At 49.2% G+C, this 26,754-nt stretch carries 23 protein-coding genes and 1 pseudogene; 10 read left to right on the top strand and 14 right to left on the bottom strand.

Annotated elements, in window-relative coordinates; genetic code table 11:
• Nucleotides 1-18: 18 nt before the first annotated feature.
• The 9 genes and pseudogenes from GN278_03560 to GN278_03520 form a co-directional block, all read right to left on the bottom strand.
• Nucleotides 19-2,118 carry a hypothetical protein gene (locus tag GN278_03560; GenBank protein ID XAT59971.1) on the bottom strand — a complete coding sequence of 700 codons (2,100 nt, stop codon included), beginning with the start codon at nucleotides 2,116-2,118 and terminating at the stop codon, nucleotides 19-21.
• Between the two features lie 6 nt (nucleotides 2,119-2,124).
• Entirely contained in the window at nucleotides 2,125-3,261 is a 1,137-nt protein-coding gene (gene ugpC, locus GN278_03555; GenBank protein XAT59970.1) for a sn-glycerol-3-phosphate ABC transporter ATP-binding protein UgpC, read from the bottom strand.
• 125 nt (nucleotides 3,262-3,386) lie between these two features.
• Nucleotides 3,387-4,598 carry an extracellular solute-binding protein gene (locus GN278_03550; protein ID XAT59969.1) on the bottom strand — a complete coding sequence of 404 codons (1,212 nt, stop codon included), beginning with the start codon at nucleotides 4,596-4,598 and terminating at the stop codon, nucleotides 3,387-3,389.
• Between the two features lie 39 nt (nucleotides 4,599-4,637).
• Nucleotides 4,638-5,480 carry an ABC transporter permease subunit gene (locus GN278_03545; protein ID XAT62529.1) on the bottom strand — a complete coding sequence of 281 codons (843 nt, stop codon included), beginning with the start codon at nucleotides 5,478-5,480 and terminating at the stop codon, nucleotides 4,638-4,640.
• Between the two features lie 4 nt (nucleotides 5,481-5,484).
• On the bottom strand, nucleotides 5,485-6,357 hold the full coding sequence (locus tag GN278_03540) for an ABC transporter permease subunit (GenBank protein XAT59968.1): 873 nt from the start codon (nucleotides 6,355-6,357) through the stop codon (nucleotides 5,485-5,487).
• A gap of 498 nt (nucleotides 6,358-6,855) precedes the next feature.
• Nucleotides 6,856-7,683, bottom strand: coding sequence for an SUMF1/EgtB/PvdO family nonheme iron enzyme (locus GN278_03535; protein XAT62528.1), 828 nt, complete (start codon nucleotides 7,681-7,683; stop codon nucleotides 6,856-6,858).
• Nucleotides 7,684-7,828: 145 nt separating this feature from the next.
• Nucleotides 7,829-9,373: a sulfatase-like hydrolase/transferase gene (locus GN278_03530; GenBank protein ID XAT59967.1), complete on the bottom strand. Its 1,545-nt coding sequence runs from the start codon at nucleotides 9,371-9,373 to the stop codon at nucleotides 7,829-7,831.
• A 475-nt stretch (nucleotides 9,374-9,848) separates the two neighbouring features.
• The gene (locus GN278_03525; GenBank protein XAT59966.1) at nucleotides 9,849-10,049 is read right to left on the bottom strand and encodes a hypothetical protein; all 201 of its coding nucleotides are present in this window, start codon (nucleotides 10,047-10,049) and stop codon (nucleotides 9,849-9,851) included.
• A pseudogene (locus tag GN278_03520) lies at nucleotides 10,046-10,636 on the bottom strand (tyrosine-type recombinase/integrase). Before GN278_03520 ends, GN278_03525 begins: the two are co-directional and overlap by 4 nt.
• 429 nt (nucleotides 10,637-11,065) lie before the next feature.
• Between GN278_03520 and GN278_03515 the strand changes: the two are divergent.
• From GN278_03515 to GN278_03480, 8 genes are all read left to right on the top strand, one after another.
• On the top strand, nucleotides 11,066-12,412 hold the full coding sequence (locus GN278_03515; GenBank protein XAT59965.1) for an ABC transporter substrate-binding protein: 1,347 nt from the start codon (nucleotides 11,066-11,068) through the stop codon (nucleotides 12,410-12,412).
• Between the two features lie 22 nt (nucleotides 12,413-12,434).
• Complete coding sequence (locus GN278_03510) at nucleotides 12,435-13,214, top strand: ATP-binding cassette domain-containing protein (GenBank protein XAT59964.1); 780 nt, start codon at nucleotides 12,435-12,437, stop codon at nucleotides 13,212-13,214.
• Between the two features lie 3 nt (nucleotides 13,215-13,217).
• A complete protein-coding gene (locus GN278_03505) occupies nucleotides 13,218-13,934 on the top strand; it encodes an ATP-binding cassette domain-containing protein (GenBank protein ID XAT59963.1) in 717 nt (238 codons plus the stop codon).
• A 46-nt stretch (nucleotides 13,935-13,980) separates the two neighbouring features.
• Nucleotides 13,981-14,859, top strand: a complete 879-nt coding sequence (locus tag GN278_03500) for a branched-chain amino acid ABC transporter permease (GenBank protein XAT59962.1) — start codon at nucleotides 13,981-13,983, stop codon at nucleotides 14,857-14,859.
• 15 nt (nucleotides 14,860-14,874) lie between these two features.
• The gene (locus GN278_03495) at nucleotides 14,875-15,921 is read left to right on the top strand and encodes a branched-chain amino acid ABC transporter permease (protein XAT59961.1); all 1,047 of its coding nucleotides are present in this window, start codon (nucleotides 14,875-14,877) and stop codon (nucleotides 15,919-15,921) included.
• Between the two features lie 174 nt (nucleotides 15,922-16,095).
• The gene (locus GN278_03490; protein ID XAT59960.1) at nucleotides 16,096-16,743 is read left to right on the top strand and encodes a helix-turn-helix domain-containing protein; all 648 of its coding nucleotides are present in this window, start codon (nucleotides 16,096-16,098) and stop codon (nucleotides 16,741-16,743) included.
• 62 nt (nucleotides 16,744-16,805) lie between these two features.
• The gene (locus GN278_03485; GenBank protein ID XAT59959.1) at nucleotides 16,806-18,191 is read left to right on the top strand and encodes an amidohydrolase family protein; all 1,386 of its coding nucleotides are present in this window, start codon (nucleotides 16,806-16,808) and stop codon (nucleotides 18,189-18,191) included.
• 59 nt (nucleotides 18,192-18,250) lie between these two features.
• Entirely contained in the window at nucleotides 18,251-19,318 is a 1,068-nt protein-coding gene (locus GN278_03480; GenBank protein ID XAT59958.1) for a GTP-binding protein, read from the top strand.
• Nucleotides 19,319-19,393: 75 nt separating this feature from the next.
• Here the strand turns inward: GN278_03480 and GN278_03475 are convergent, their stop codons facing one another.
• From GN278_03475 to GN278_03455, 5 genes are all read right to left on the bottom strand, one after another.
• The gene (locus tag GN278_03475) at nucleotides 19,394-21,718 is read right to left on the bottom strand and encodes a molybdopterin-dependent oxidoreductase (GenBank protein ID XAT59957.1); all 2,325 of its coding nucleotides are present in this window, start codon (nucleotides 21,716-21,718) and stop codon (nucleotides 19,394-19,396) included.
• Nucleotides 21,719-21,721: 3 nt separating this feature from the next.
• Nucleotides 21,722-22,204 (bottom strand): 2Fe-2S iron-sulfur cluster binding domain-containing protein, encoded by a 483-nt coding sequence (locus GN278_03470; GenBank protein ID XAT62527.1) that lies wholly within the window; start codon nucleotides 22,202-22,204, stop codon nucleotides 21,722-21,724.
• Nucleotides 22,205-22,227: 23 nt separating this feature from the next.
• Nucleotides 22,228-23,109 (bottom strand): xanthine dehydrogenase family protein subunit M, encoded by an 882-nt coding sequence (locus GN278_03465; GenBank protein ID XAT59956.1) that lies wholly within the window; start codon nucleotides 23,107-23,109, stop codon nucleotides 22,228-22,230.
• Nucleotides 23,110-23,224: 115 nt separating this feature from the next.
• A complete protein-coding gene (locus GN278_03460; GenBank protein XAT59955.1) occupies nucleotides 23,225-24,004 on the bottom strand; it encodes an SDR family oxidoreductase in 780 nt (259 codons plus the stop codon).
• A 24-nt stretch (nucleotides 24,005-24,028) separates the two neighbouring features.
• Nucleotides 24,029-24,847, bottom strand: a complete 819-nt coding sequence (locus GN278_03455; GenBank protein XAT62526.1) for an MBL fold metallo-hydrolase — start codon at nucleotides 24,845-24,847, stop codon at nucleotides 24,029-24,031.
• A gap of 264 nt (nucleotides 24,848-25,111) precedes the next feature.
• On the opposite strand from GN278_03455, the gene GN278_03450 reads away from it, so the two are divergent.
• Both GN278_03450 and GN278_03445 read left to right on the top strand, forming a co-directional pair.
• Nucleotides 25,112-26,179, top strand: coding sequence for a tartrate dehydrogenase (locus GN278_03450; GenBank protein XAT59954.1), 1,068 nt, complete (start codon nucleotides 25,112-25,114; stop codon nucleotides 26,177-26,179).
• Between the two features lie 253 nt (nucleotides 26,180-26,432).
• Entirely contained in the window at nucleotides 26,433-26,708 is a 276-nt protein-coding gene (locus GN278_03445; protein ID XAT59953.1) for a transposase, read from the top strand.
• Nucleotides 26,709-26,754 lie beyond the last annotated feature (46 nt).

Here is a 26,754-nt window from a genome sequence, read left to right as displayed (position 1 = left end):
TTTTGTTTCTTGCAAAATCTATTTGGGGCGCGTGATGCGCTTGATGGCGTTAAGCGTTATGGCGGACACAGAGTTTTCACACTCGTTGTGGCAGAGACTCGAAATCCAATTGATCGATCCCGTGGAAAAGACAGCGCCGCCAGACGGTAAGTCGATCCATGCCAAATCCGCGCGGATCAACTCTTCATCCAGGTCCAGAGATCTGTTATCAATTTGGGTCTGAGTTTCAATCGCAGGCCGGTATTCTTTCTCAAATCCGGTGGCCATGGCCAGAATCTTCGTTTGCGCCGGTGACCCCTGTTTGGGATCGACGCGATCGATTTCGTCGCCGGCAGCCCCGTAACCTAGTCCAGCAGATGGGAAAGCCCCAATAGAGTCTCCGGACTGCAGACTAGCAAACAAATCCGAATAGGAGGGGTCTGCGGCAAGGTCTGACACGGTATAGGGCTGTGCCAGGCCGCAACGGTCTTCTGTAGTCCAGCCCTGCGCGATAAACCCAACGCCAGTAAGCCTCTGAGGCGAGCGACCACGATCTTGCCAAAGACCGCCAAGTTCGCCAGTCAATTGCTGAAAACTCTCCCCCGGTTCAGATGTCGAAGGTCGGGTACCATTGGGACGGCGCACCTCAAGGACCGATCCGTCGTCGGACATGTCGGTCACCCAATAGAAACCATTTCCGCCCAGATACATCAGGCTCCCAGAGGTTTGTAGGAAGTCTTCAATACTGTCTAAAATTTGACCAGAAACATATTCCGGGTGAGAGCCCGTAACAACGACCTTGTAGGGTGACAAAAGTTTGGCACCTTCGTTGTGAAGGTGGTGGTCCGACAGCACGTCAAACGCAACATTCATTCTTGTCAGCCAATACAACAAAGATAAATCGGCGTTCAAATGGCGACTGAAAGCGTCACCGTTTGTATTCCGGTACAGACTTTCGCGGGGCAGAAGGTTCAGCATGGGAAGTAAATGCGATGCAAGAGATACGCTAGAGCCATCTGTATAATGGTCATAAAGGCAGTTTAGCCCGTTTACGTCCCACAATTCATTGCCGTAAGCCTGATATGTGAACGTGGGCATTAAAACTGCAATCTCAGCCGTGCTGGTTCCCTTCGGTGGCAACACTGCAAAGGGAAGATAGTCTGTTTCGTCTCCGGCAGTTAACTTTGCAGCGTATATGCCGGAGGAAAGATCATCAGGTACGGTCCATTCAAAGCTCGGTTCCCAACCTGCATCCGAAAGACTGTCTTCGTGAAAATGTATCGCCGCGTAAAGACGTGGTTGCTCTGACGGATTGTTGCATTGGCCACGCCAATGCGGGCCGGTCACATTACACACCGGGAGTTGCACGAGGATACCATCTTCGAAACCTGTGCCAATGCTAATCAGCGTTTTGCCGGATCGATCCTTGCTGAAATCCCAGGCCGCCAAGGCAGATTTTAGAATTTTGCCTCCGGACACATCGTTCGCCAAACTTTCACAGTCGGTATCGTCTAGCCAGCGGTCAAAAATACAGGGATCGCTGAGTTTGCCGTTGAAGTGGTTTTTCTTGTCCCCGCAACTCGCAATTACCAAAGCTGTTTTATGGCTCGTCAAAGAGACCTTTGCCGCCGCCTGAACATCGACATCAATGCCGCTTAAGTCCGTGGCATGGGTCCGCACCCAAAGCTGCAGACCACTTTCGTTCTGGCGTACGGTGATGTGATACCAGCGATGCGTGGGCAGGCCCTCTAGTAACCTGAGTTCAGTGTCCCCAACCCTGAAATACACAACCCCATGATCAACAAAGCCAAGTTCCAGACCGTCTTCTGTAGCCAGAATAGCTTGCGGTTCAGGTTTGAGAAGAGTCGGAAAAGCCCAAACACTAATTGTGAATGGGCTGTCTTCGCCAACGGGAAAATTCCAATCCTCAACCAGACCGTAGGATCCCGGACATAGAGGTTGTTCGCGTCCGGGGATGGTTACCATTGTGTTCCCGCCCAACGCTGTTTCAAGCAAATCAGGCGCGCCACGATGTAATTGCACCAATACCAACTCAAATGAGTTGGTATTGGTGCTCACCATAAATCGAATGGTCTCGCGTGGCCTTGCGGACAGGCGGTCAGAATAGCCGGTGATCATATTGCATTAGCCGTCTGTCTCTAGGTTCAGATAGGTTGGATCAAGATCAATCATATTCACAACACGTTCGAAAGCTATGTCGTTCTCATCGAACAAATGACAGTTTGCACCATCGATCACGATGTCAATTTCAATATTCTCTTGAATTGGGCGGCCTGATAACACGGTGCAAAATCGTTCTTCACAGCCATCCACATTTGCGTAAGACACTGTGTGAATGCCAAGATGCTCTGCCAAGAACGGCGTCATCTTCATCCGCGCACCCTCGCCTTCCAGACGCACATGTTCAGGACGTATGCCCAATGTCAGTTTTTTACCCTGAATGTCTTGTGTGCATTCGACGGCAACCGTAACGACCTCACCATTCGGCAAAATGACCTGCGCGCCACCTTCGTCGTGATCCGCGCCTGTGACCTCGATCATGTTCATCTTTGGGTTGCCGATAAATGCACCGACGAATTTGTTCCGCGGTTTGTGGTAAAGCTCAAGGGGAGACCCCATCTGGCTGATTGTGCCCCCATCTAGAACAAGAATACGTTCCGCCATTGTCATGGCTTCGACCTGATCATGAGTTACATAGACCATCGTCGCGCCAAGCTGTGAGTGCAAAGCGGATAGTTCCACGCGCATTTCCGCGCGCAATGCTGCGTCAAGGTTTGACAGGGGTTCGTCAAACAGAAAGATTTCAGGTTTCCGGACAATTGCTCGACCAATCGCCACACGCTGACGTTGTCCACCGGAAAGCTCACCTGGTTTATGATGTAGTCTGTCTTCCAGTTTCAAAATAGCTGCGGCTTCGTGAACGTGCTTTTTAACCTGTTCGTTCGCCAACTTCTGAACGCGCAACGGAAAGGCAATGTTCTCGAACACAGTCATATGTGGGTACAGCGCGTAGGACTGAAACACCATTGCGATACCGCGATCTGACGGCGCCAAATTATTGACGTTTTTATTGCCGATCAGGATGTCGCCAGATGTCGTGTCTTCAAGCCCAGCAATCATTTTAAGCATGGTTGATTTGCCGCAGCCTGAAGGACCAACAAATACGATAAACTCGCCATCTTTACAGTCAAAGCTGACGTCTTTGATGACGTTAACTTCACCAAAAGACTTAGTGACGTTCTTGAGTTGTAGCTGAGCCATTTGCGTCCTACTTACCAGTGGTATTCATAATGGCCGGATTGACAGTGCCAATCCAGCCTTTGGTTTAGTTTAGTTCTTCTGGGAGTCATTATGGCTGGATTGACAGCGCCAATCCAGCCTTTGGTTTAGTTTAGTTCTTCGATCAGTTCTACAGCTTCAGAAATCGCATCTTCTGCGCTAACTTCACCTAGCAGAACACCTTGGATGGCACTAACCAGAATGTCGTTCAGACCTGCGTGATCAGGGATCACGGGCTCAGGACCACCAGTTGGGATCACGTTAATGAACGGTGCCCAAGTAGCGTCCTCTTCGATGAGTTTCTCAACGCCAGCGATGTTGCGCAGTGGCACAAGACCAGCGCCCAAATCAAATTGCAGCTGTGCTTCAGGAGCGGTCAGTAACTTTGCGAGGCTTTCTGCCTGCTCTTCAACCCCGGTACCTTTGAAGACTGCGTAGCTGTCAGTCACAAGGAAAGAGCTGTGGGTGCCAGAAGGTCCGTGTGGGAAGAACGCCGTTGCGTAGTCAACTTTCTTCGGCAACTTATTACGGACCCACGGTCCGTCAAAAATCATGCCTAGCTTTCCTTCGGCAAACAAAGGAATCAGTTGTTTTGCGCCGTATGCCGCGATGCCAGGTTGTGCATATTTTGCAGCTTCGATCCACATGTTCATCGTGGCCAGTGTTTCCGGGCTGTCCAGAACGACATTGCCTTCGTCATCCAGCACTGCACCTCCGTTTGAGTACACCATACCCAGGAAAATCTGCATCGGCGTATCGCTGCTATTGCCAGGGATACCGACACCATCGCTATCCGTTTTTTCAGAGATCGCTTTGGCAGCCGCCAGGAATTCTTCCCAGGTCTCGGGCGGAGAATTCGGGTCGAGGCCGGCTTCTGCGAACAGACTGCGGTTGTAGTACATCGCGCGGCTGGAGAAGGCTCTTGGTACACCCCAAATCTTGCCATCATAGGTCACGGTGCCAAGAACTGGACCTGCGTAGCTTGCCTTCTCTTCGTCAGTCAGCTCAAAGCTTTTGATCAGGTCAGCTTGGGAGAGCTGTGCCAGTGTTCGGGAACCAAGATAGGACAGCGCAGGTGCGTTGCCTGCAGCAGCCAGTGTCGTCGCTTTCTCCTGGCACTGCCCCCAAGGGATGTATTCGATGTCCACGAAGTAACCTGGGTTGCTGCCTTCCCATTCTGCAACGTACTTTGCGGTAACATCACCAGCCCAGGATTCATCACCACAGATTGTGAAGTGAAGGCGTTGGTCGTCTGCCATGGCGGCGGGCGCCGATAGTCCGAGGGCCAAAGCAGTTAATATGGTTGTGTGTTTAAACATCGTTTTCTCCTTGTTGATGTATGGTTGTTATTGTTTTTCCTATTGTTTGATCGCACCGGCCGTCAGCCCTGCAATGATGTATCGCTGAAGCACGAGGTAGAGGATCATGACCGGCAGGATGCCTATGAGCGAGGCGGCCATTAGCTCGTTCCAGACCACTTCTGTGCGTCCGAAGAACTGATAAAGACCTGTTGGAAGCGGGTTCAGTTCGTTTTTGTTGTTGAATGTCACTGCGAACAGGAACTGCTGCGCATAGGCCGTAATAAAAGTGGTGATCGACACGACGATGATGCCCGGCATAGCGATCGGTATGATCACACGCCGCAAAGTATAAAGACGACCCGCACCATCCACCCAAGCGGCTTGTTCCAGCTCTTGAGGAATCTTCATCAGGTAAGAGCGGAGTAGCCAAATACCAGTTGGTATAACAAAGGCCGTGCCAGGGACGATCATAGCCAGATAGGTGTTCAGAACGCCAAGCTGCATCATCACGCGATAAAGCGGAATAATCAAAACCGCTCCCGACACCATATTGATGGCAAGAAAAGCACCTAGCATGATGTTGTCACCCTTGAACTCAAAGCGCGCGAACGCATAGGCTGCCGGAATAACCGCAACCAAACTGAGCAAAGTCACAGAGCTTGCGATGAAGAATGAGTTCAGAATGTACAGTCCAAGCAGAGGCACACTCTCCCACATGCTGAAGTAAGCTTTGAATGACATGCCCTCAGAAAGGAAGCGATATGGGATCGAAAAGATGCTATCCAAAGGGCGCAGCGATACAACAAAGGCCTCGACGAAGGGTGCCAGAGTGAAGCTCAGGAAGAGCGCGATACCGGTGTAGATCGCGATGTATTCCCACCATTTATATCTATTAATCATGGCATCAATTCCGATTTCCAAGCTTACGAAGAACCAGGTAGTAAGCTGTTGAAAAGCCCATCATGATCATGACGATCAAGACTGCTCGCGCGGCACCTTCTCCGTAACGGAACCGATTAATTGCTGTCTTATAGGTATCGATGATCATGGTTGTCGTGCCGTTCCGGGGCCCGCCCTCGGTCAGGATCCAGATCGCGTCGAAAGCGTTGAACGTCCAGATTGCCGATAGGATGCCAATCGTAATCAACGGCTTCATGATAAGAGGTACCGTAATCCGGCGGATTCTATACAGTCGCCCGGCACCATCCACCCATGCAGCCTCATACATTTCGTTAGAAATCGACTTCATCGATGCCAGCAAATAAACTGCAACCATGGGAACGCCAATCCAGACGTCCGAGATCACCGTGGCCAGAAAGGCTGCGTTTTTGGTTGCCAGGAACTCAATTGGCCCGTCTGAAAGACCAATACTTTGGATAAGCCCAGAAATCATGCCAAATTGACCGTTGTATAACCAACCCCAGATGAACATCCCAATCGCAACTGGAATGATCCACGGTGGCATCGTGAGAATACGGAACAGCGTTCTACCTGGCACAGCCGCGTTGAGCAGCATTGCCCCAAGCAGCCCGATTAAGAGCTTGAGTGTTACGGCCAAAGTCATCCACAAGAAGGTTCGGCCAATGACTTCAGGAAACCGACGAGACAGAATTTTCTCGTAATTTGCAAAGCCGATATAGTTTTCCTGGGGCTTCAACGATGCGTCTGTAAGTGAAAGACGAACCGTCTCTGCAAGCGGCCAAGCAACAACCAACAACGTGACAAAGAGCGCCGGGACAAGGAGCATATAAGGAAAGAAATCGATATTTTTTTTCATCAGACCTTGTTCTTTTCTTCCATTTCAACAGGACCGATCAGGAGGCTATTTCCAAAGCGGCTCAATAGAAAGACCCAGAATATGCGAAAATGACTGGGCCACTTTTAACTTGCATTGAGCATTCTCAATCAAGTTGTTAAGGTATCAGCTCGCTAACGTTTGGAATTTGTCCTTCTGACCCGCTTAGGATGTCTGCATTTGAGAAGTCCGCTGCATCGCCGGAAACTGTGCGCTGCCGTCGCCAACAAACACTGCGTTAGCGAACCCAGAAAATAGAATATCGTTAGGGTCCCGCGTCTGAGTTGTTGGATCACGCTGTGGCGAAAATACAGTTTCATTTGGGGCCATATTGAAGCCGTCAAATTACTGCTTAGGTGACATGCGCTGCATCACTTTCAAACACAACCTCCAATCAGATAGGGCTAGGCAAGACTAGGGCACTCATCACATCTGGATCGGCGAGAGAAAATCTCACTGTGGATTTCTGCTCAACGAACCTTATGTCCGCTTGACACATCTGAACCCTAAATGATTTGTTGATGACCTGATCTCTTGCGGAGAACGGGCTGCAGGTCGATAGCGTTGGCAGTACGATGCTTCACAAAGAAATGACCCCCCCTTAACAACATATATGTCAGAACTTTCTGACCGTTCTCCAGAACAACAGGAAGGAATTTCTTCTAACGCCGTTCGGTATTTGTCAGTGGTCCACTCCCAGACGTTTCCAATCATATTGAACAATCCATAACGACTCGGTGCGAGGGATAGAGATGGCATTGTAAGCGGACCCTTTTTTACACGGTCATTCTGGTAAGGAAATTTACCATGCCAAGTATTTGCTCGAATTTCCTCACCAGGACATAGCTCATCTCCCCACGGAAATTCGGTGTCGGCTCCATCCCGAGCGGCAAACTCCCACTCCCTTTCCGTTGGCAATTTTTGTCCCGCCCATGTTGCATACGCCAACGCGTCAATAAGCGAGACATGTACCACCGGATGGTCAAGGCGCCCCATAATTGTTGACCCTGGCCCCTCAGGAATACGCCAGTTCGCACCAGGAACAAACTTCCACCAATTTCTGAAATCCCGCAGGTCAACCGGCCCACTTGTCTTCTGGAACACGAGAGATCCTGTGATGTAGCGCTCCTTGGAATCTGCGATGAAATTCTCTAACTCAACCGGAACTTCCGCAGTCGTCACATAACCAGTATCTTCAACGAAATCTGAGAACTGCGAATTTGTGGTGGCGCCAATCGAGATGCTGAATGGATCAACAAATACGTCCCGTTTGGGGGCTTCATCCGGATAAAAACTATTTGAACCCATCTGAAATGTTCCGCCCGCGAGTTCTTGGAACTCGGGGAACTCTTTTGCATATATCAACTGCTCTAGTCCATTTCAACTAAAGGTATTCGCATATTGCGTCTTGAGTGCCAAAGCTATTTCGCCGTTTCATCAATTATAAAAAGCCTCAAGCATGCGCAACCCTTGGCATCTTCATTAACTCGCTGGCCAATCGAGCCTGAATAAATTTGTGAAGAAGGTCATTCTTGAGTTCCAAATAGTCTGGGTCATTCCACAAATTTCGCATCTCACCTGGATCCTCAGATAAATCGAAAAGCTCGCCAAATTCACCTTCTTGGTAGACAGTAATCTTATATCGCCTATCGATCATCGTCACGGCACATGGCATCACTGGATTGTGCCTGTTTTCACATAGGACAAATTTTCTGGCTTTAGAGCTCTCTCCTGTCCATTCGGATAGGCGCGAATTTCCCTGCATATCGTTTGGTACATCATTACCTGCTGCTTCAAGAAAAGTTGGCGCCAGATCCAAAAGTGTCTGCAGAGTTGTGCTCACATGATTCTTTGGTAATTTGTCTGGCCATGAGACGATGAACGGTACTCTCAACAGGTCTTCGTAATGAAACGGCCCTTTTGCGATTAACCCATGTTGACCCAAGAAGTGCCCGTGATCTGACGTAAACACGATAAGAGTGTTTTTGAGCTGCTGATGAGCCTCAAGGCAATCGAGTATCCGGCCGATCTCCTTGTCCAAAAAGCTCACCATTCCGTAGTAAGCTGCTTGTTCTTTTTTTATCTCTGTTCTGCTGTGCAAATGGGAGTGACAACCGGGGGTCCCAAAAGGACTATGCCAGTTTCCAAAGTCGGGGGTTTCCTCCTGAGTTTTTTGAAAATGAGGCGGATTGCAATCATGTTCGTTATCAACCACCGTCCCGGGTTCCATATCGTCAGCGTCGTACATTGACGCCCAAGGTTCTGATACCAGATAGGGAGGGTGAGGGTCGTGAAAACTTGCCCAAAGAAAGAATGGCTGTTCCTCTTCAACTGCTTTCTCAATAAAGCTTTGCGATCTTTCGCCCGTCCAAGTTGTATAGTGGAACTCCTCTTGCAAAGGCCAGCTTGACTGCGATCGTTTCCAGTACTTTTGGCCCGTACTTGCACCAATCGCAAACTCTGACAACTCACCCGGTGCTGGTTGGAAGAAATCTCGCCAATTATCCAGCCCCTTGTCTTCCATCCACGCACCATAGTGTTGACCTACCATTGATTCATCGGCGTGATTTCGCGTTATTTCAATGTGGTCAAAGCCGTACCACGGCCCTTTAAATTTTCTCCAGAAATCCAAATCGCGTACATTCGGATGCTTCTCCACAGACTTCTCTGTAGGGCTATCCGCCAAAGGTTGAAAGTGAGCCTTCCCAATCAATCCAGTTTGGTAGCCATCGTTACTTAGTAACTCTGCAACAGTTCGAGTTTTCTCGGGTAGCTGCACCCCAATTGTCCAAGCTTGGTGTTCTGACGGCAACTTTCCTGTAAGTATCGACGCACGCGACGGGGTGCAGACAGGACTTGCACAGTAGCCCCTATCAAATCGAATACCCATCCGGCATAGTCGATCTAAATTTGGTGTTTGAATCTTTTCATTTACCATGCCCAGCGTAGAAAAGTGTTGTTGGTCGGTCGTGATTAGGAGGATATTGGGTTTTTCCATGGTGAACCTCAGGAAGATCGCTGCTAGTATGGGCAAAAAGAGACACTTAATACCCGTGAATGTAGTAAATCTACACTATATCATTTTGCTTAAACTTGACAAAGAGCGCCGGGACAAGGAGCATATAAGGAAACAGATCGATATTTTTTCTCATCAGACCTTTTTCTTTTCTTCCATCTCAACAGGAGCGATCAGTAGGCTATCTCCAAAGCGGCTCAATAGAAAGACCCAGAATATGCGAAAATGACTGGGCCACTTTGAACTTGGATTGAGGTGCTGTCAATCAAACCAGCTCAAGCACCAGAAGCCTTGGAAGCGTGCATTCTATGAGGCGACAAGAGAGCGCCACTTAGCAAGAGCAGCGTCACGGCCTAGCTTGAAGTTGATGCACCTTCCCGAAACCCCTTTGCAAAAAAAAGAGCATGCCCAGCCCCCGCTTTGGGAGGCTGGCTTAGTTTTTTAGGGTTGGGGGCCGCTACCCTAACCTTTTCCTCTCCGCATAGACCCTAAGCCACGCCCAGTAGTGGGCCTGACTGCGGAAGCCCTGGGCCTGCGCGGCAAGGTCCTTGGCCTGATCAGTAGGAATGCCGCCCTCATGGATGTGGATGGCCACTCGTTCTTCAAAGGCCTCGATGTCAGGGATGAGGGACGGGTCTGCTATCGTGGTTCGGCTCATGAGTTGCCCTCCCACTCTTTGCCGAGGTCCGGCAGCCTGATTGCATCCACGATCTCCCGCTTTTGTGCATCACTAATACCTGCTGAGTACAGCCCGTAGGTCAGCTTATTGGCTGAGCGTGCAGAGTGATGTCCCACAAGGGAGGCCGTGAAGTGCTCAGGGGTGCCTGTGCGCTCACACTGGGTGATGAACCACTTGCGGGTGGAGTGGAACACCGTTCCCTTTAGCTCCGGGTGGCTTCTGCCTAGTCTTGCATAGGCCTTTACAATCCGATCCACACTCAGGTTTGCAAACAGCCTGCCCTAGCGTGGCAGGGACGTATCCAGCAGGGTTTCCAGCTGACAGTGCAGGGGCAGCACTTCCCGTTCAGCAGATTTCGACTTGAGTTGCCGGAGTGCGTTTGGCTGGATCTTGATGAACCGTCCAAGGTTACCTTTGTGGGTGATATCCTTTGCCATGAGCCCGCAGATCTCGCCTGAGCGCATGCCTGTGAGCAGGCCAAAAAGAAGGGCGCTCGAGAGCACCCTGTCCTTTGCGTTCAGCAATATAGCGGCCTGCGCATCTGTCAGCACTTGGTGGGGCTGCACCGAAAAGATCAAGGACTGACATCCCAATGCAGACATCGCCATCACCAACATCCAAAGGCGAATCCGGCCCAACTCGAATTTCCGGGCAAGCAGTATTTGACTGTCGTTCGGCATCCAAAACATTAAATGTCAGGTAGCAGTCCAAAAAAATAATCATTCAGATATCTGACCTTTTTTACTCTGCGACCCAGTCGATTTTCTACCGATTTTTTGAGGAATTCAAGCTGCGGACATTGGCCATACTGCGTTAGGTTTTTTGGGTCCATAGCAAAATTTATAGTTTGACATCACAATAATTGTGCTATAATAACAATTATATTATAATGCAACAAGATTTCTGGCACTTGCCACAATCATAGGGCTGAAACGATTGCAAAATGCTGGGGCATAACAAAAAATTCAAACCATAACATCAACTTGGAGGAAAGAATGACCGACAAAAAAACTAATAGTCCGACGGAAACCACACGACGTGATTTTTTGGGCAAAGCCGCTGCAAGTGTCACTGGAGTCGGTGCACTTTCTGCGGCTGGCGTTCTTTCAGCCACTAATGCCGGTGCGCAAGCATCAGGTGAACCCATTCCACTGGGTGCGGCTGTGCCACTAACTGGCTGGGCTGCGGCAGACGGAATTGAGTATAGGCGTGGCCTAGAATTGGCGGCAGAAGAAGTGAATGCACTGGGTGGGATCTTGGGCCGGCCAATTGAATTTCACTTTGAAGACACTAAAGTTATGGGACCCGATAATGTTGTTCCTGCTGTCCAGCGCCTGATCGACCGCGCGGGTGTTCACGCCATTATCAATGGTTATAACAGCAGCACGGCAACTGCCGAGTACGACCTTATTGCCGATGACGGCATTATATATATGCATGCCAACACGGATGTTCAGCATAATCACACAATTGCTGCCAACCCAAGAAAATATGACACTGTGTTCATGGTCGATCCAGCCGAGGCCTGGTATGGTCCCGGATTGATTACATTTCTTAATGGATTGGTCGACTCCGGTAAATTTGCGCCTGAAAACAGGAAAATTGCTTTGGTGCTGGGCTCGGGCAGCTACGGTATCGTTATTGGCGCTGGAATCAAAGAAACAGCGGCTGAACACGGCTGGGAGATCAGCATGGAAGAATCCGTAGCCTACGGCACGTCAGAATGGGGCCCGGTAATTTCCAACATTCGCAAAAACCCACCGGGAGTAATTGCGTTCACACATTGGGTGCCTCAGGATCTTGCTCAGTTTATGGTTCAGTTTGCACCAAACCCAACGAACAGTTTAGTGTATATGCAATATGGGCCATCAATCGCAGCATTTCGTGAAATTGCCGAAACGGCTTCGGAAGGTGTCATCTATTCGTCGGTGGCGCAATCATTGCAAGATGAAATGGGATTGGCATTCATGGAACGATACCGCGCCAAACATGGCAACGAAGGAACCAGCCCATTAAATGGTGCAATCCCATACGACGCAGTGTTCATTTATGCGGCAGCCGCCGCAATGGCAGGTGGAACTGGCGCGCCGGGCGAGTTTGATCAAAACAAGAAAATTGCGGCAAACATAAAACGGTCAATCTACCGTGGTGTGCTTGGTACAACCAGATTTGACCAGGAATTGCAGGTTGCTATTCCCTATCCAAATGCAACAAATGACCCGTCACTTGGAATGCCGCATCAGTTTGCCCAAATCCAGGATTGGAAAAAGGACGCAGCCATTATTGCGCCATCACCGTACGAAACTGCTTCGTACCAAACTCCACCTTGGATGAAAAGTTAATATGAATGTTGGGACGCAAAATATGCGCCGCGATTTCCTTCTAAAATGCCAGGGCGTTGAAAAAAAGTTCGGCGCCTTGGTAGCTGTCAACAAGCTTGGTTTTGACGTGAAAGTTGGCCAAGTTTTGGGTATCGGCGGTTCAAACGGCGCAGGCAAGACCGTACTATTTGATGCCATTTCTGGCATTAACCCATGTTCATCAGGCGAAATCACTTTTAACGGAACACGGATTGATGCTTACCAGCCGGACAAAATTTGCCATCTCGGAATATCAAGAACATTTCAACTGAATTCTGGATTTGATACGCTAACTGTTGCTGAAAATATCAGGACCAGCAGGTACTTTGGCAGATCCCGAAGAAAGGTACCGAGCTTTCGTTTTGATCGCGATACAAATGAAAGTGTAGATGAAATTCTTGAATTTGTTGACCTTCAAGATTTTGCCGATGTTCAAGTCAAGAACTTGCCGATATTTCAAAGAAAATTGCTTATGATTGGATCGGCTTTGGCAACAGATCCCAAGTTGCTGCTGCTGGATGAACCAGTCGGTGGCCTGATCCCGGTCGAGATCGAAAAGATCATTGCGCTGGTCGACCAGATTTCGAATACAAAGCAAATCACCATAATCCTGATTGAACACGTCATGCGATTTCTGATGCAGCTTTGTGACTCTGTCATGATCCTACATCGCGGCAAGAAATTGTTTGAAGGGTTGCCAAACGAAATTTTGACCAATGAGAAAGTTGTGGAAATCTATCTTGGGGAAAGTGCTGCTAGGATGCTAAGGCGAAACGAAAATTGACACATGACTGATCCAATATTTGAGATAAGCAATCTAACTTGTGGGTACGGCAGTCAGGCCATCGTCAAAGGTGTCTCGCTTGAAATCGTCTCGGGCTCGCTTGTTGGTTTGGTTGGGCCGAATGGTCACGGCAAATCTACACTGCTGCGCGCTATTTCTGGTCTTATCAAGATTATTGAAGGTACAATTTTGCTTGATGGATCGATAATAAGCGGCCTGTCGGCCGATAAAATTGTCGAGAAAGGCATTATTCATATACCGCAAGGGGACATGATATTTACAGAATTGAGCGTTCACGAAAATCTTTTGATGGGTGCATATCTTCCAAAGGCGTACTCCGAGCGGCTGGAACGGTTGGAATTTGTCTCCGAGCTATTTCCAATACTCAGTGCCAGACGCAATCAAATCGCTAGCGGCCTGTCGGGTGGAGAAAGGCGTATGTTAGGCGTTGGAAGAGCTTTGATGAGCACCAGCCGGGTATTGCTTATCGACGAGCCATCGTTGGGATTGGCACCAATTATTATCGACCAGATTTACGAAGTGATCCACAGCCTAAAAGAAAGTGGACGGACGATTTTGATCGTTGAGGAGAACGCAAGCAGGTTGATGGACCTATCAGACAAGATTTGCCTGTTGGATGATGGGCATTTCGTCTGGGAAGGCGACGCCAGCGATCTCATGAACAACGATGTACTGATGGAAACTTACCTTGGCGGATAAAATGTTCACAACGTGTAATTTTGCACTCGCTCGAAAGGCCGGTTGAATGGAAACTGCTACAGTCGTTATCCTTAGCGGATTGACGCTCGGGGGCATGTACGCCTTAAGCGCAATCGGGCTTTCACTGATATGGGGCGCTTTAGGAATGCTTAACATGGCCCATGGTGCGTTGTTGGCGCTGGGTGGCTATATTTGTTTCGCAATTATCACACAGTTGGACATACCAAGCTTTCTTGCGATCCCTTTGGCAATGGCCGTAACAGGCGCGATCGGATTTTTGGTGTACATATGTGTTATCAAACACATGTTCCGCCATCCATCTTTTGAAACCAATATTATTATCGCAACTATCGGACTAGCGATTTTATCCGAGAACGTTATTTTGAAGTTTTTTGGCGCCTATCCTTTCAGGCAACCGCTGTCTTTTGAGGGTGGATTTCGAATTGGAGAAATCTACGTGCCACATCAAAACTTAACGATTTTGGCCACCTCCGTCGTGCTGGTCGCGGCAGTTGGGCTGATATTGGGCAAAACTCGAATGGGGCGTGCTATTCGCGCCACTGCCATAAACAAAGATGCCGCCTTATTGATGGGCGTACCAGTTGGGCGGGTATTTGCGCAAGTATTAATTATTTCTGGTGCTCTTGCCGCAATCTCGGGTGTCATGCTGAGTTCAATCACAACGCTGTCGCCGACAATGGGGGACGCCCCGATGATTAAGGCGTTCATTATCGTGGCCCTTGCTGGGCTTGGAAATGTTTACGGTGCGTTTTATGTGGCTGTCGGCCTAGGTTTATTGGAAGCCTATATTCAATTCACGCTGGGCGTTCGGTTTGCCTTCCCCATACTTTTACTACTTGTGATCTTTGCGCTCATTTGGCGCCCCTACGGAATATTTGGCAAAAAACCAGTAACCCGAGTTTAATCTAAAGTGAGAGAAATGCTTCAACGTCTGACACGTCAAAAACAACGCACCTGGAAACAAAGCGATCTCGTAATATTCACTTTGCTTTTAGCGATAGGTTTGGTTTTACCGCTGTTTATCGACAGCCGATATTCCATGTCACAGCTTACGTTGTTCCTGATCTGGGCAACTGTGGTCAGCCAATGGAATATCGTCATGGGGTTTGCTGGAATCTTCTCGCTAGCCCAGCTCGTGCTGTTTGGGTTCGGCGGTTACACGACGGCAATGCTTGCAAAGTATTTTGGCATTAATCTTTTTCTTGGAACATTTCTTGGGGGCGTGGCGACCATATTTGTGGGAGTCCTTATTGGGGCTGCCTGTCTGCGATTGCGCGGGATATATGTTGCGCTACTGACATTCGCCATTGCACAGGCGGCGTTTTCACTAATCAGCTCTGACATCTCTTGTTTTACAGGGTCTGGTCAAACCTGTAAGACGCTGACAGGTGGTCAAAGGGGGCTTAGTCAGTTCGGCGATTATGGGTTCCGGGAATTATTGGGGCGAAACTACATTACTGGAAATTACTACGTTGCGCTTGGCGCCCTGACTTTGGCGACATTGGTGTCAATAGTTGTCGTTCGGGGCCCGCTTGGATACGCATTTCGCGCTCTACGCGACAATGAATCAGTGGCCGTCTGTGCCGGAATTAACCGCTTCAAATACCAGTTATTGGTATTTGGGATATCCGCATTTGTAACAGGAATTGCAGGTGGCATTTACGCTGCGCATTTTAAGGTAATTGGACCGTCGGTGCTAGGATTTCCACTATTCGCGTTCCTGGTCTCGATGATGATTGTAGGCGGTTTGGGAAATCTTTGGGGGCCCATTTTGGGTGCGGCATTGTTAATGTATGCAGACGAGCAGTTAAAGGATTTTACCGAGTATCGAAATATGGGACTAGGCGCAATTATCGTACTTTTCGTCGTGTTGCTACCAGATGGATTGGCGGGCATGGTTGAGCGTGGTTGGCAAAAATACGGACCTATATTGAAGCGAACGATAGGTTCAAACCGTGGACATTGAACGAAATAAAATATTGCTCTTGGCAATGAAACTTAAGACGTGCAGAATTGTTCTCAGCACGCGATCGGTAAAAATATCAAACGACAGAGCGTCTGGAGAAGTAAGCTGTACAATCCTACCAGTATGGTAACGTAAACAATACCTTAGACCAATTCAGAGAGAGGCGATTTATCGATGAACATGATATCTAGTGAGAAAGTCCGACACGAAAGACTAATGAGGAAAATAACCCTCAAGGAATTAGCCAAAACCTGCGGCCTTTCCTATAGTTATATTAGTCAGGTCGAACGAGGCGAAGCCAGCCCTTCACTATCCGCTCTCGATAAAATTGCCGAAGCGTTGGGCATGACAGTTTGGCAATTATTGCGCAAAGATTCTGACGGTAATGCGTCATCAAATAGCCAAGGTGCTCCAGCGCAACCAAGTACAGGTCACCTTGATGCCCTGGCCGCTGAACACAATAATGCAGGCAAAGCGAAACGGCGAACTAAACTTATCAAAAAAGACATGCGACGGTCTATATCACTGCCGCGTTCCAACATCTGCTACCAGATGATCACGCCTGATCTCAATTCCCAGATGCAAATATTGCTTGTCAACGCGGACCCAAGAACAAGCTCTGGTGACGTCAAATTTGAGCATGATGGCGAAGCATGCGTGTTTGTGCTGAGCGGTAAATTAGAAGCCGAAATCGGTAACGAAAAGTTTGTAGTGGAGGAAGGTGACAGCCTCTATTTCTCCGGCGAAATACCTCACAGTTGGGACAATATCGGCGACAAAGAATTGACGTTTCTAGTGGCTGTGACACCGCCAGCATACTGATGTCTTGGTGAAAAGCTCACTCGAAATATTGGCCATACGGCCGCAAAAATTGGAGAGATCGCATGGATAAGAAGCTCATAAAGAACGCAACGATCATTTCTGTAGATCCCGATATTGGTGACATCATCGGCGGGGACATCTTGATTGATGGCACCAAGATCGTCGAGATCGGTATGAATCTCGAAGCACAAGACGCCGAAGTGATAGACGCAACGAATTGCATCGCCATTCCCGGCTTTATCGACACGCACCGACACACATGGGAGTCGCTGTTGCGCACTGCGGGTCCTGATTGGTCGCTGGCGCAGTACTTCACCGGCGTGCGGGGCGTTATGGGCAGTATCTACACGCCCAACGACATCAAGATTGCCAATGAATTGGGCGCACTGGATTCTTTGGACGGTGGGATCACCACTTTGTTTGACTGGTCCCATTGCAACAACTCACCAGATCACGCCGACGCCGCCATTGAGGGATTGCGCGCCTCTGGGATCAGAGGCGTTTTCGGCTATGGAAACTCTAACGATGAATGGGCGGTTCCCAGCGATTTGCCTTCCGATTGGGACGATATTCGCCGTGTTCGCCGCGATGTGTTGTCGTCAGACGATGCATTGGTCACGATGGCAACCGCTCCGCGTGGTCCACAGTTTACCAACATTGAAGGCACAACAAAAGATTTTGACCTTGCCCGCGAACTTGGGCTGCGGATCAGCGTTCATGTTGGCGACGGTCTGTGGGGGATGAGCAAACCACTTGTTGACCTGAAAAACGCCGGATTGCTTGGCGAGGATGTTACCTATGTGCATTGCAACACTTTGGCCGATGAAGAATTCAAAATTATCGGTGACAGTGGCGGCCATGTTTCAATTTCGCCCGAGATTGAGATGCAAATGGGGCACGGCAACCCGCCAGCCCTGCGTATGCTCGGCGCCGGTATTCGCCCAAGCCTTTCAAGCGACGTGGTGACCACATGCCCCAGCGATTTTTTTAATGCGATGCGGCATCTACTTTCCGGAACCAGATTGATGGTGAATATGGTTGCCCTTGAAAATAAGAAGCTTGTGGATCCGTTGCCGCTTTCGTGCCGCGAAACGCTTGAATTTGCTACGATACGCGGCGCTGCTGCCTGTGGGTTGGACCATAAAACAGGATCACTTACACTGGGCAAGGAAGCTGACATCGTTTTGGTGAGCACCAATTACCTTAACATGTTCCCAGTCAACAATCCGATCGCGGCCGTGGTTGAATTTGCCAACGTTGGCAACATTGACACAATTTTAGTGGCCGGCGAAGTCAAGAAACGCAACGGCAAACTGGTTGGATTGGATATCGGTGCATTTCGCAGCAAAGTCGACGCTGCGCGGGATGATTTATTTGCCAGAGCCGGTGTTCCAACAGATGGTTCGTGGGAAGTCCGGCCCTATACAGAAGGTCTTTCCGAGTTTTGATTTCAGAGGCTAACGGGTGATTTACAATTTCTGAGGATACGAGAGCGCAGAGAATTCCGGTGTCATTTGTCACCGGATTTCTTGGCAGTGGGAAAACAACGCTAATTTCTGCCCTACTGCGACACCCTGATATGCATGGCACCGCGATCATTGTGAATGAATTTGGCGCGGTTGGGCTAGACGATGCTATTTTCGCCCAAACAACCCGTAGCGAAGACATCAAACTTTTGGCCAATGGGTGTATGTGTTGTGTTGCCGATGATGAGTTAGCTATAACGCTTCTACAATTGATACACCGCGCAGAGCGAATTCCGACGCGCATTGTCATTGAAACAACCGGCCTGGCTGATCCGGCGAACCTGCTTCACAAAATCATGATTGATCCGCGTATTAGGCCCTTTGTGCGGCTCGATGGCGTCATTACAACAGTTGATGCCGTCAACGGTTCTAAAACGCTAATCAATGAAATTGTTGCCCAACGCCAGGCGGCCATCGCCGATGTACGAATGATAACCAAGTCTGATCTGGCTGATGCCAACTCGGTGGCCATGTTGGAAGAGCAGTTGCGCGCGCTTAATGCCGGAGCTGAAATTCTGAAAATCAACCATGGTAAAATTTCCGCTGACCGGCTTTTTGGCAGGGCTTTGGTTGATCCCAAGACCGGCAATCCTGATTTACCTAAATGGCTGAACGCAGATGCACATCGCTTAAACACAGCTATACAGGGTAAACACGAGCGATTGCCAAAAAGCGATGCGCGAATTCATTTCAGCGGTGACTATTTAGGGACAACTGGTACGTCGCACGGAGCCAATGTCGGAACCTGGTTAATAGAAGAAACTATTCCAGTGGACTGGAAAATTCTTTCACCGCGTATTGGTGCGGTCCTTGAAAAATTCGGTGACAAACTGCTGCGGTTAAAGGGTGTGGTGTGGACCGTAGATGACCCAAGGCCGTTAGTGATCCACGGTGTTCAACGGATATTTCACGCGCCAACCAGGCTTGAAAAATGGCCCAATGCCCCCAAAACCGCACTGGTGGCAATTGGCAATTTATGTCTTGAACCGGCTGTAGGAATTTTGACTACGGCGTTGCAAGAATCCGTAGCCAAAAAAGTCATTGACTAGTCGATATCCGACGACCGATCGCTTACAACTTCGCCAAGGCCTAGAGCTAACGTCTCTCAGGAAGTCTGGCTTCGTTTATCCGTCTTTCAATGCTGTCAAAACCTTTTCCGGCGTTATCGGAAGCTCCATAATTCTCACACCAACGGCATCGTATATAGCGTTGGCGAGTGACGCGCCAACGGTCGATGTTACAATTTGAGTGATACCCTTGATGCCAAACGGTCCAACAGGATCAATTGACTCAACCAAAATTGAATCGATGGGCGGCATATCTGCTGCGGTCAGCAGCTTGTAATCGACAAGGTGGGTATAAACCGGCTGACCAGATGCATCGTATTCCAGCCCCGGTTCAACCGATGCCATGCCAAGTCCGTGGAACACGTCGCCTTCTATTTGCCCCTCCGCCAGCACCGGATTTATGGCCCGTCCACAATCCACAGCTGCTGCGAGTTTGTTGATTTTGAACTGGCCTGTTTTTCGATTCACATCAACGTCTATTGATACCGCGCAAAACGGATAGGTGATTGACGCGCCCGGTGGTTGATAATACCCGTTTTCGTCAGCCAGATGGGTGCCCGGATCATAGACACCGGTGCCAAATAGTGCACCGCCCTGATCTTCGTAGATATAGCGGGCGATTTCCCGCAACGGCAGGGTGTTGTTCGTATCTTCTTTGGAAACTACCGTGCCGTTTACAAAGTTCAAATGATCAGCCGGAATTCCAAGAATTTCCGCAGCACCGTCCTGCAACTTCTTTTTCAGCTCAGCCGCCGCCAACACGATGGCGGTAGCTGACGTTATAGTACCGCGGCTGGCATACATTCCACAGTCATAGGCGGCCAAATCGGTATCCCCCGAATGAACGGTGACCTGTTCATAGGGCAAGCCCAAGGTTTGCGCCGCGATTTGGCCCATAACGCCATCATAGCCAACGCCAATTTCAGAACCGCCAACGATGACATGCACGCTGGCGTCCTGGTTCATCTTGATCGTTGCTGCCGACACATCCGAGTTGTTATAATAAGCGCCGCGCCAACCAGTTTCACCAAAACCAATGGCTATTCCGCGCCCCTGATCATTGGATTTTGGCGCGCTCCATTTCAGAGAATCTCTAGTTTTTTCAATACATTCCGTCAGGCCACACGATGACAGAAGGCTGCCAGCGATAGTGATATCCCCGGTTTGGTTAGCATTATTAATCCGAAACTCTAAAGGGTCCAGACGCAGTTTTTTGGCGATCATATCGATTTGAGATTCCAGTGCAAAGCCAACTTGTGGCCCGCCATATCCGCGGTAGGCAGTACTTACGGTTGTGTTTGTAAGAACGCCATACCCATCATATTTGTAATTATCAATCTGATAGAAGTTCGCGGCTTTCCATCCCAGCGATCCCATTACGGCACCTGTTTGGGTTGTGTAAGCGCCACCATTCACAATTGCTGTGACATGACGCGTGGTGATTTTTCCATTTTTGACGCCGGTCTTTATTGTCACTTTTGCTGGATGGCGCGTGACTGACGCATAAAATTCTTCCTGACGCGAAAATAGTAATTTTACCGGGCGGCCCGCTTTCTTGGAAAGGTACGACGCGATGATGTCATGAGGCAAGATGTCAGTTCGGCTTCCAAATGCACCGCCTACACCAACGCGATTGACCCGGACCTTGCTGATTGGCAAACCGGTCGCTTCGGCCAGATAGCGTTTCACGATATGAGGGGACTGTGTCGACGTCCAAACCGAAAGCTGGTTGCCTTTGCCCCAATCGGCCACACACCCGTGCACTTCCATGCAAACATGGCATTGCCGCTGTGTTTCAAATGTGTCTTCAAAAACGTGGTCGGCTTGCGCGAACCCTTCGTCGGTATTGCCATATTCATAGTGACTTTCGGCGGCTACATTGGTGCCTTTTTCTTCATGTAATACGGTCGCGCCCAGTTCCATTGCTTTGACGGCATCGGTGTACATGGGCAAGATTTCGTATTCGACCCTGATCAAGTCCAGTGCTTTTTCCGCAGTTTCTTCATCCAATGCCGCAACTGCTGCAACTTCATCGCCGACAAATCGGGCCCGGTCATCGCATAGGGCATATTGATCAGCCAGATCGGCGAAACCAATTTTGAAGGGCACTATGTCCTTGAAAGTAATTACAGATTTTACACCGGGAAATTTCTCGGCCGCGCTGGTATCAATGCTCAGAATTTTGGCGTGCGGGTGCGGACTTCTAAGAATTTTACCCCAAATCGCATTTGGAAACTGGATATCCTCCATATAACGTTCCTGGCCGGTAACTTTCGCCCAGGCGTCAGGTCTTAGTGCAGATTTTCCCACTGAGTTGTGGGTTGTGGTTTCATCGATCTCGATGTTGCGGGCAAAATCGTCCTTATTGATACGTTTTTGCATTGTCTATTCCACCTCTCGCATTGATCGAGCCGCTTCAAGTGCCGCGTCCACGATTTTTGTGTAGCCGGTGCACCGGCATAGGTTACCCCGTATGTACTGTCTGACTTCGTCTTCAGAAGGGTCGGGGTTTTCATCCAAAAGGGCTTTGATCGTGATGATCATTCCGGGCGTACAAAATCCACATTGCGCGCCGCCTTTTTGCACGAATGCCGCTTGAACAGGATGTAGTTCGTTGGCTGTGGCTAGGCCTTCGATTGTTGTGACGTCGCAGCCATCAAGATCGGCACCGAGTGTAAGGCAAGAAAGCACAGCTTTTGAATTCACAATTATGCTGCAAGCGCAGCAGTCGCCGGTTCCACAGCCATATTTCGTGCCCGTCAACCCAAGCTGATTTCGCAACAAGCTGAGGGCTGTCTGGTTCGCGGCAACCAAGATTTCATGGCGATCACCGTTTACGGTGAGCGCGATGGCCCTTTTATTGTTCATTTCCACGACATCTGACTGCGCGTTCATTGCGAAATACTCCTCTCTATAGATGACCGGATCGCGCTTTCCACTGCATATGCGGTAACCTGTTTTCGATAAGTTGCGGTTGAACGTAAATCAGAGATCGGAACTATCGCGTCGCGGGCAATCAAACCTGCCTTTTCAATAGTGGCGTCGTCCACAATGCGGCCATCAAGATAGTCTTCGACGTCAGATACTCTGATAGGCGTTGGTGCAACCGCACCCAGCGCGACCCTTACATCATTAAATTTTCCGTCCACCACGTTCAATACTACCGAGGCGGATACTTTCACCAAATCTTCTTCGGTTCTGCGGATCCGAACAAAGTTTGACCCATAACTTAACGGCAATGCCGGGGCGTTTATGCTCACCAAGATTTCGTTTTTCTTCATCACTGTTTTGCCTGGTCCGATGAAGAAATTGATCAATTTGACATTTCTCTTACCCGCCGTGCTTTGTAAATCAATGTTGGCATTCATGCATAACAACGGTGGTAACATATCGCCCGCAGGCGATGCGTTACAAATGTTGCCGCCAATTGACGCCATGTTCAGCAGCTGGGTATTGGCAAACCCATTGGCCGCCTCGACAAACAGTCGGAAAACTTTGCCAAATATCGGAATGATCTCGACGTCACGAATTGTGGTTAGCGGCCCTATTTTTAGCCCGGTATCGTCGTTATACTCGACGAAATTCAGTTCTTCGAGTGCCCCAATTTGGATCAACGTATCTGGATTTGCAGAACCACTTTTCATTGCGACCAAAAGATCAGTCCCGCCGGCAATCATTTGCCCGCCATTTTGGAACCGATCAACAAGCTCGATCGCTGCCTTCAATGATTCAGAAGGAATAAGGGAAAAGTCAGGCAATACTCGTGTTGACATCTAATTCGCTCCATTGGACTTTGGTTGCCAGAAAGTAAGCATTATCAAAAATCACGCCTCCCCACAAAAATTACCCAGTTTCTATAGTTTTGGGGCGGAATTTTCAGAATTGTTTTTACTGGCTTGCGGTTACACCGCCATCGGCAAAAATGATTTGGCCAGTTATAAAATCACCAGCGCGTGCAGACAGGAACACTGCCAAACCAACAAGATCCATTGGTTCAGCGATGCGACCCAACGGAATTCTTGCGACCAAAGGGTTGTAGAAATCTGGATCATCAAGATATGGCCGCACCAATTCGGTCCGGGTAAACGTCGGGGCGATTCCGTTGACGCAGATATTGTGTGTGCCCCATTCGGTCGCCAACTGTTTAATCATCAAATTCAGCCCACCTTTACTGGCACAATATCCGACGTAACCACGACTGATGCCTATTTGGCTTCGCACCGAGCTTAAGTGTATCTGCTTGCCACCGCCCTTCAGAATTTGAACCTTCGCCACAGCTTGTGAAAGAAAGAATGCGGACTTTAGATTGACCGAAAAGATATGATCCCACTCGTCTTCGGCGTAGTCTTCGGCGGCGGTTTCAATTTGAGTGCCAACGCAATTTACCAGGATATCCAGACCGTTATGTTGCGACACCAAGTCTGGCACGAATTGTTTGACCTGATCGATGTCGACGATGTCAATTTCGCTTCCAAAGGCCTTGCCTCCGTCTGCCCTGATCGTGGTGGCCACTTCCTCACTTTTAGTAATGCTCCTCCCACCGATCACGACCGTTGCGCCGTGGGCCGCCAATGCCCCTGCTATGGCTTTACCGATATCACCACTTCCGCCCGTCACAAGTGCGACTTTGCCCTCCAGATTGAAGATATTTTCAAACGTGTCCAACATCAGATGTTCAGCGCCTTCTTTGGTTTAAGCATTTTCTAGGAATTTTCGGTATAATGAAGAAACGTTATTTTTAATCACGTGGTCCAACATATATTCTTGGCCAATATCGACCGGGAAACGATCACGCAAATTTATATGCTTAAGACATTCTTCTTCGCTCATGCCCTTGGCGACACAGGCGGATACCTCAAAAAGCCATTCATGCAAGAATGAAATCTGAACATCGATTTGGCTTTTGTCGCACACCGGCCCGTGGCCGGGCACGATAGTATCCATATCAAGCGTTTTCAGTTTTTTGAGTGAGCTAATCCACTGTTCTATGTTTGAAGCATAATGCCAGGTCTGGACTCCATGAAAAATGGTATCCGCCGAAAACAAAACTTTTCTTTCAGGTATGTGAACGGCGATTTGACCCTGCGTGTGGCCGGGTGTGCATATCAGTTCCAGCGTTGTGTCCCCCATATGCAAAGTCGTGTCGCCCCTGAATGTAACAGTTGGAGCATTCATATTGGCGAAGTAGGTTTCTTTATCCGGAAACAACGCCTCATCCTGCGGATCATCGGTTGGCACGGCTTCTCTGGCATATTCGTAAGGGTTGATTTGTGGATAAACGACCATGAACTCTTTTAGAACTTCTGCGTGAGAGATCACCGTACCGGCACCCTGAAAAAAGTAATTTCCAAAAATGTGATCTACGTGGTGCTCTGTGTTGATCAAATATTTGATCTGCCCGTGCTTTTCAGCTTCCTTGCGCATTCTGACGGCAGAAGCTGGTAACTGCGGCGTGTCGATCACCACAACACCATCGGATGTGACCACAAACCCGGGATTGCAGCCTCGCATGTCGGTCTCAGCGTAAACGCCTTTGGCCACCTCTTTTATCACGGTTTACTCCCTGAGAACGGCGACTTCTGGGTCGCGGATGCCGAACTTATGCTTGAAGTTCATTTTAATTGTTTATATAACACAAATATTGTGTTATCAAGACAATAATTGCACCAAGCGTTAATTTGGTTTTTGCCACCATAGCAATCATTATTTCAAGGAATAAAGTGAGTATCCACCGCAGCACCCCGCAACAATACCCTAACCTGAATTGAGATTAATATGATCAGCAACCGTATACATCGCATCGCATCAATTCCGGGTGACGGCATCGGCAAGGAAGTATTGCCTGTCGGGCAAAGGGTTGCCGAAGCCGCGGCTGCTAAGCATGGGTTTGAAATAGAATGGACGGAATTTGACTGGTCCTGCGAACGGTATCACAGAACCGGACTGATGATGTCCAACGATGGAATTGAACAAGTTAAAGGTTTTGATGCGATCTATTTGGGCGCGGTTGGATTTCCGGGCGTTCCGGATCACGTCTCGTTGTGGGGCCTGCTGATCCCATTGCGCCGTGAGTTGGAGCAATACGCCAATGTAAGGCCGGTTCGCCTGCTGCGCGGTGTTCAATCGCCATTGTTGGGCCGCACGTCGAAAGACATTGATTTCATCGTTGTGCGTGAAAACGTCGAGGGCGAATACTCTGAAATTGGCGGGCGCCTATATTCCGGAACCGAACACGAGGCCGCAGTTCAGCAATCAATATTCACGCGGCGAGGTGTTGATCGGATCATGAATTATGCGTTCAAACTAGCCTCGCAACGCCCGCGCAAACATGTGTCCTCCGCCACCAAATCAAACGGCATCATCCACACGATGCCGTTTTGGGATGAACGTTTTGCGGCAATGGGCCAACACTATCCCAAGATTGCAACCGCTCAGTACCATATCGACATCATGACGGCTCATTTCGTGCTACACCCTGAATGGTTCGACGTTGTGGTGGGGTCTAATTTGTTTGGCGATATCCTGTCAGATCTTGGGCCAGCAATTGCAGGATCAATTGGGATCGCTCCTTCGGCTAATATCAACCCAGAAGGAATATATCCGTCGATGTTTGAACCCGTCCATGGCTCGGCCCCTGACATTGCCGGCAAAGGCATAGCAAACCCAGTTGCTGCAGTTTGGACGGCGGCAATGATGTTAGAGCATTTAGGCGAAACCGAAGCGGCGAGTACAATTGTTGCCGCAATCGAAGTCTCATTCGAGAATGCAGAATCTAAAACTGTAGACTTAGGTGGGACCGCCATGATGTTGCAATCAGAGGCCGCTATTTTGGAAGCAATCTAAAGGCCGCGGTCACTGAATGGCCACTATCCGCCATACTTGCGCAGTTCAAGTATTGCGTTGGCCGAGATACAACTACAAATGCAACACACTTATTTCTGGACCGTTCATATGTGACGCTGGAGAATTGGGTAAATAGTCTGGCTGTAGTTTGGGTTCGAGATGCAGGCACGTTGGCAGCCATGGTTGGCGTTGGACTTGTCCCAATTTAGTTCCGGTCTCTTTTAAGCGATATTCGCAATGAAGGAGACAAGAAATGGCACCAAGATACAGTGACGAGTTCAGACGTGATACGATTCGCATTGCAACGACCAGCTGGCTGACGCAACCTCAGATTGCGTTGGATTTGGGAGTTGGCGTTTCGACCCTGAACAAATGGGTACACAAGTATCAGAATGATGATCTAATGTCAGGCCCGCTTGAAGATTTGGAAAAGGAAAATGCCCACCTTCGCAAAGAGAACCGGCTTTTGCGCGAGGAGAGGAGAGTGTTAAAGAAGGCGACGATCTTCTTCACAGGTCAAAAGGCGTGAGGTTTGCCTTTATCAATACCTAGAAGAAGATCGTCGCCTTCGCATG

It is taken from the genome of Rhodobacteraceae bacterium Araon29, assembly GCA_039640505.1.
Classification (GTDB): Bacteria; Pseudomonadota; Alphaproteobacteria; order Rhodobacterales; family Rhodobacteraceae; genus CABZJG01.
This window is presented reverse-complemented; position numbering and strand designations above follow the sequence as displayed.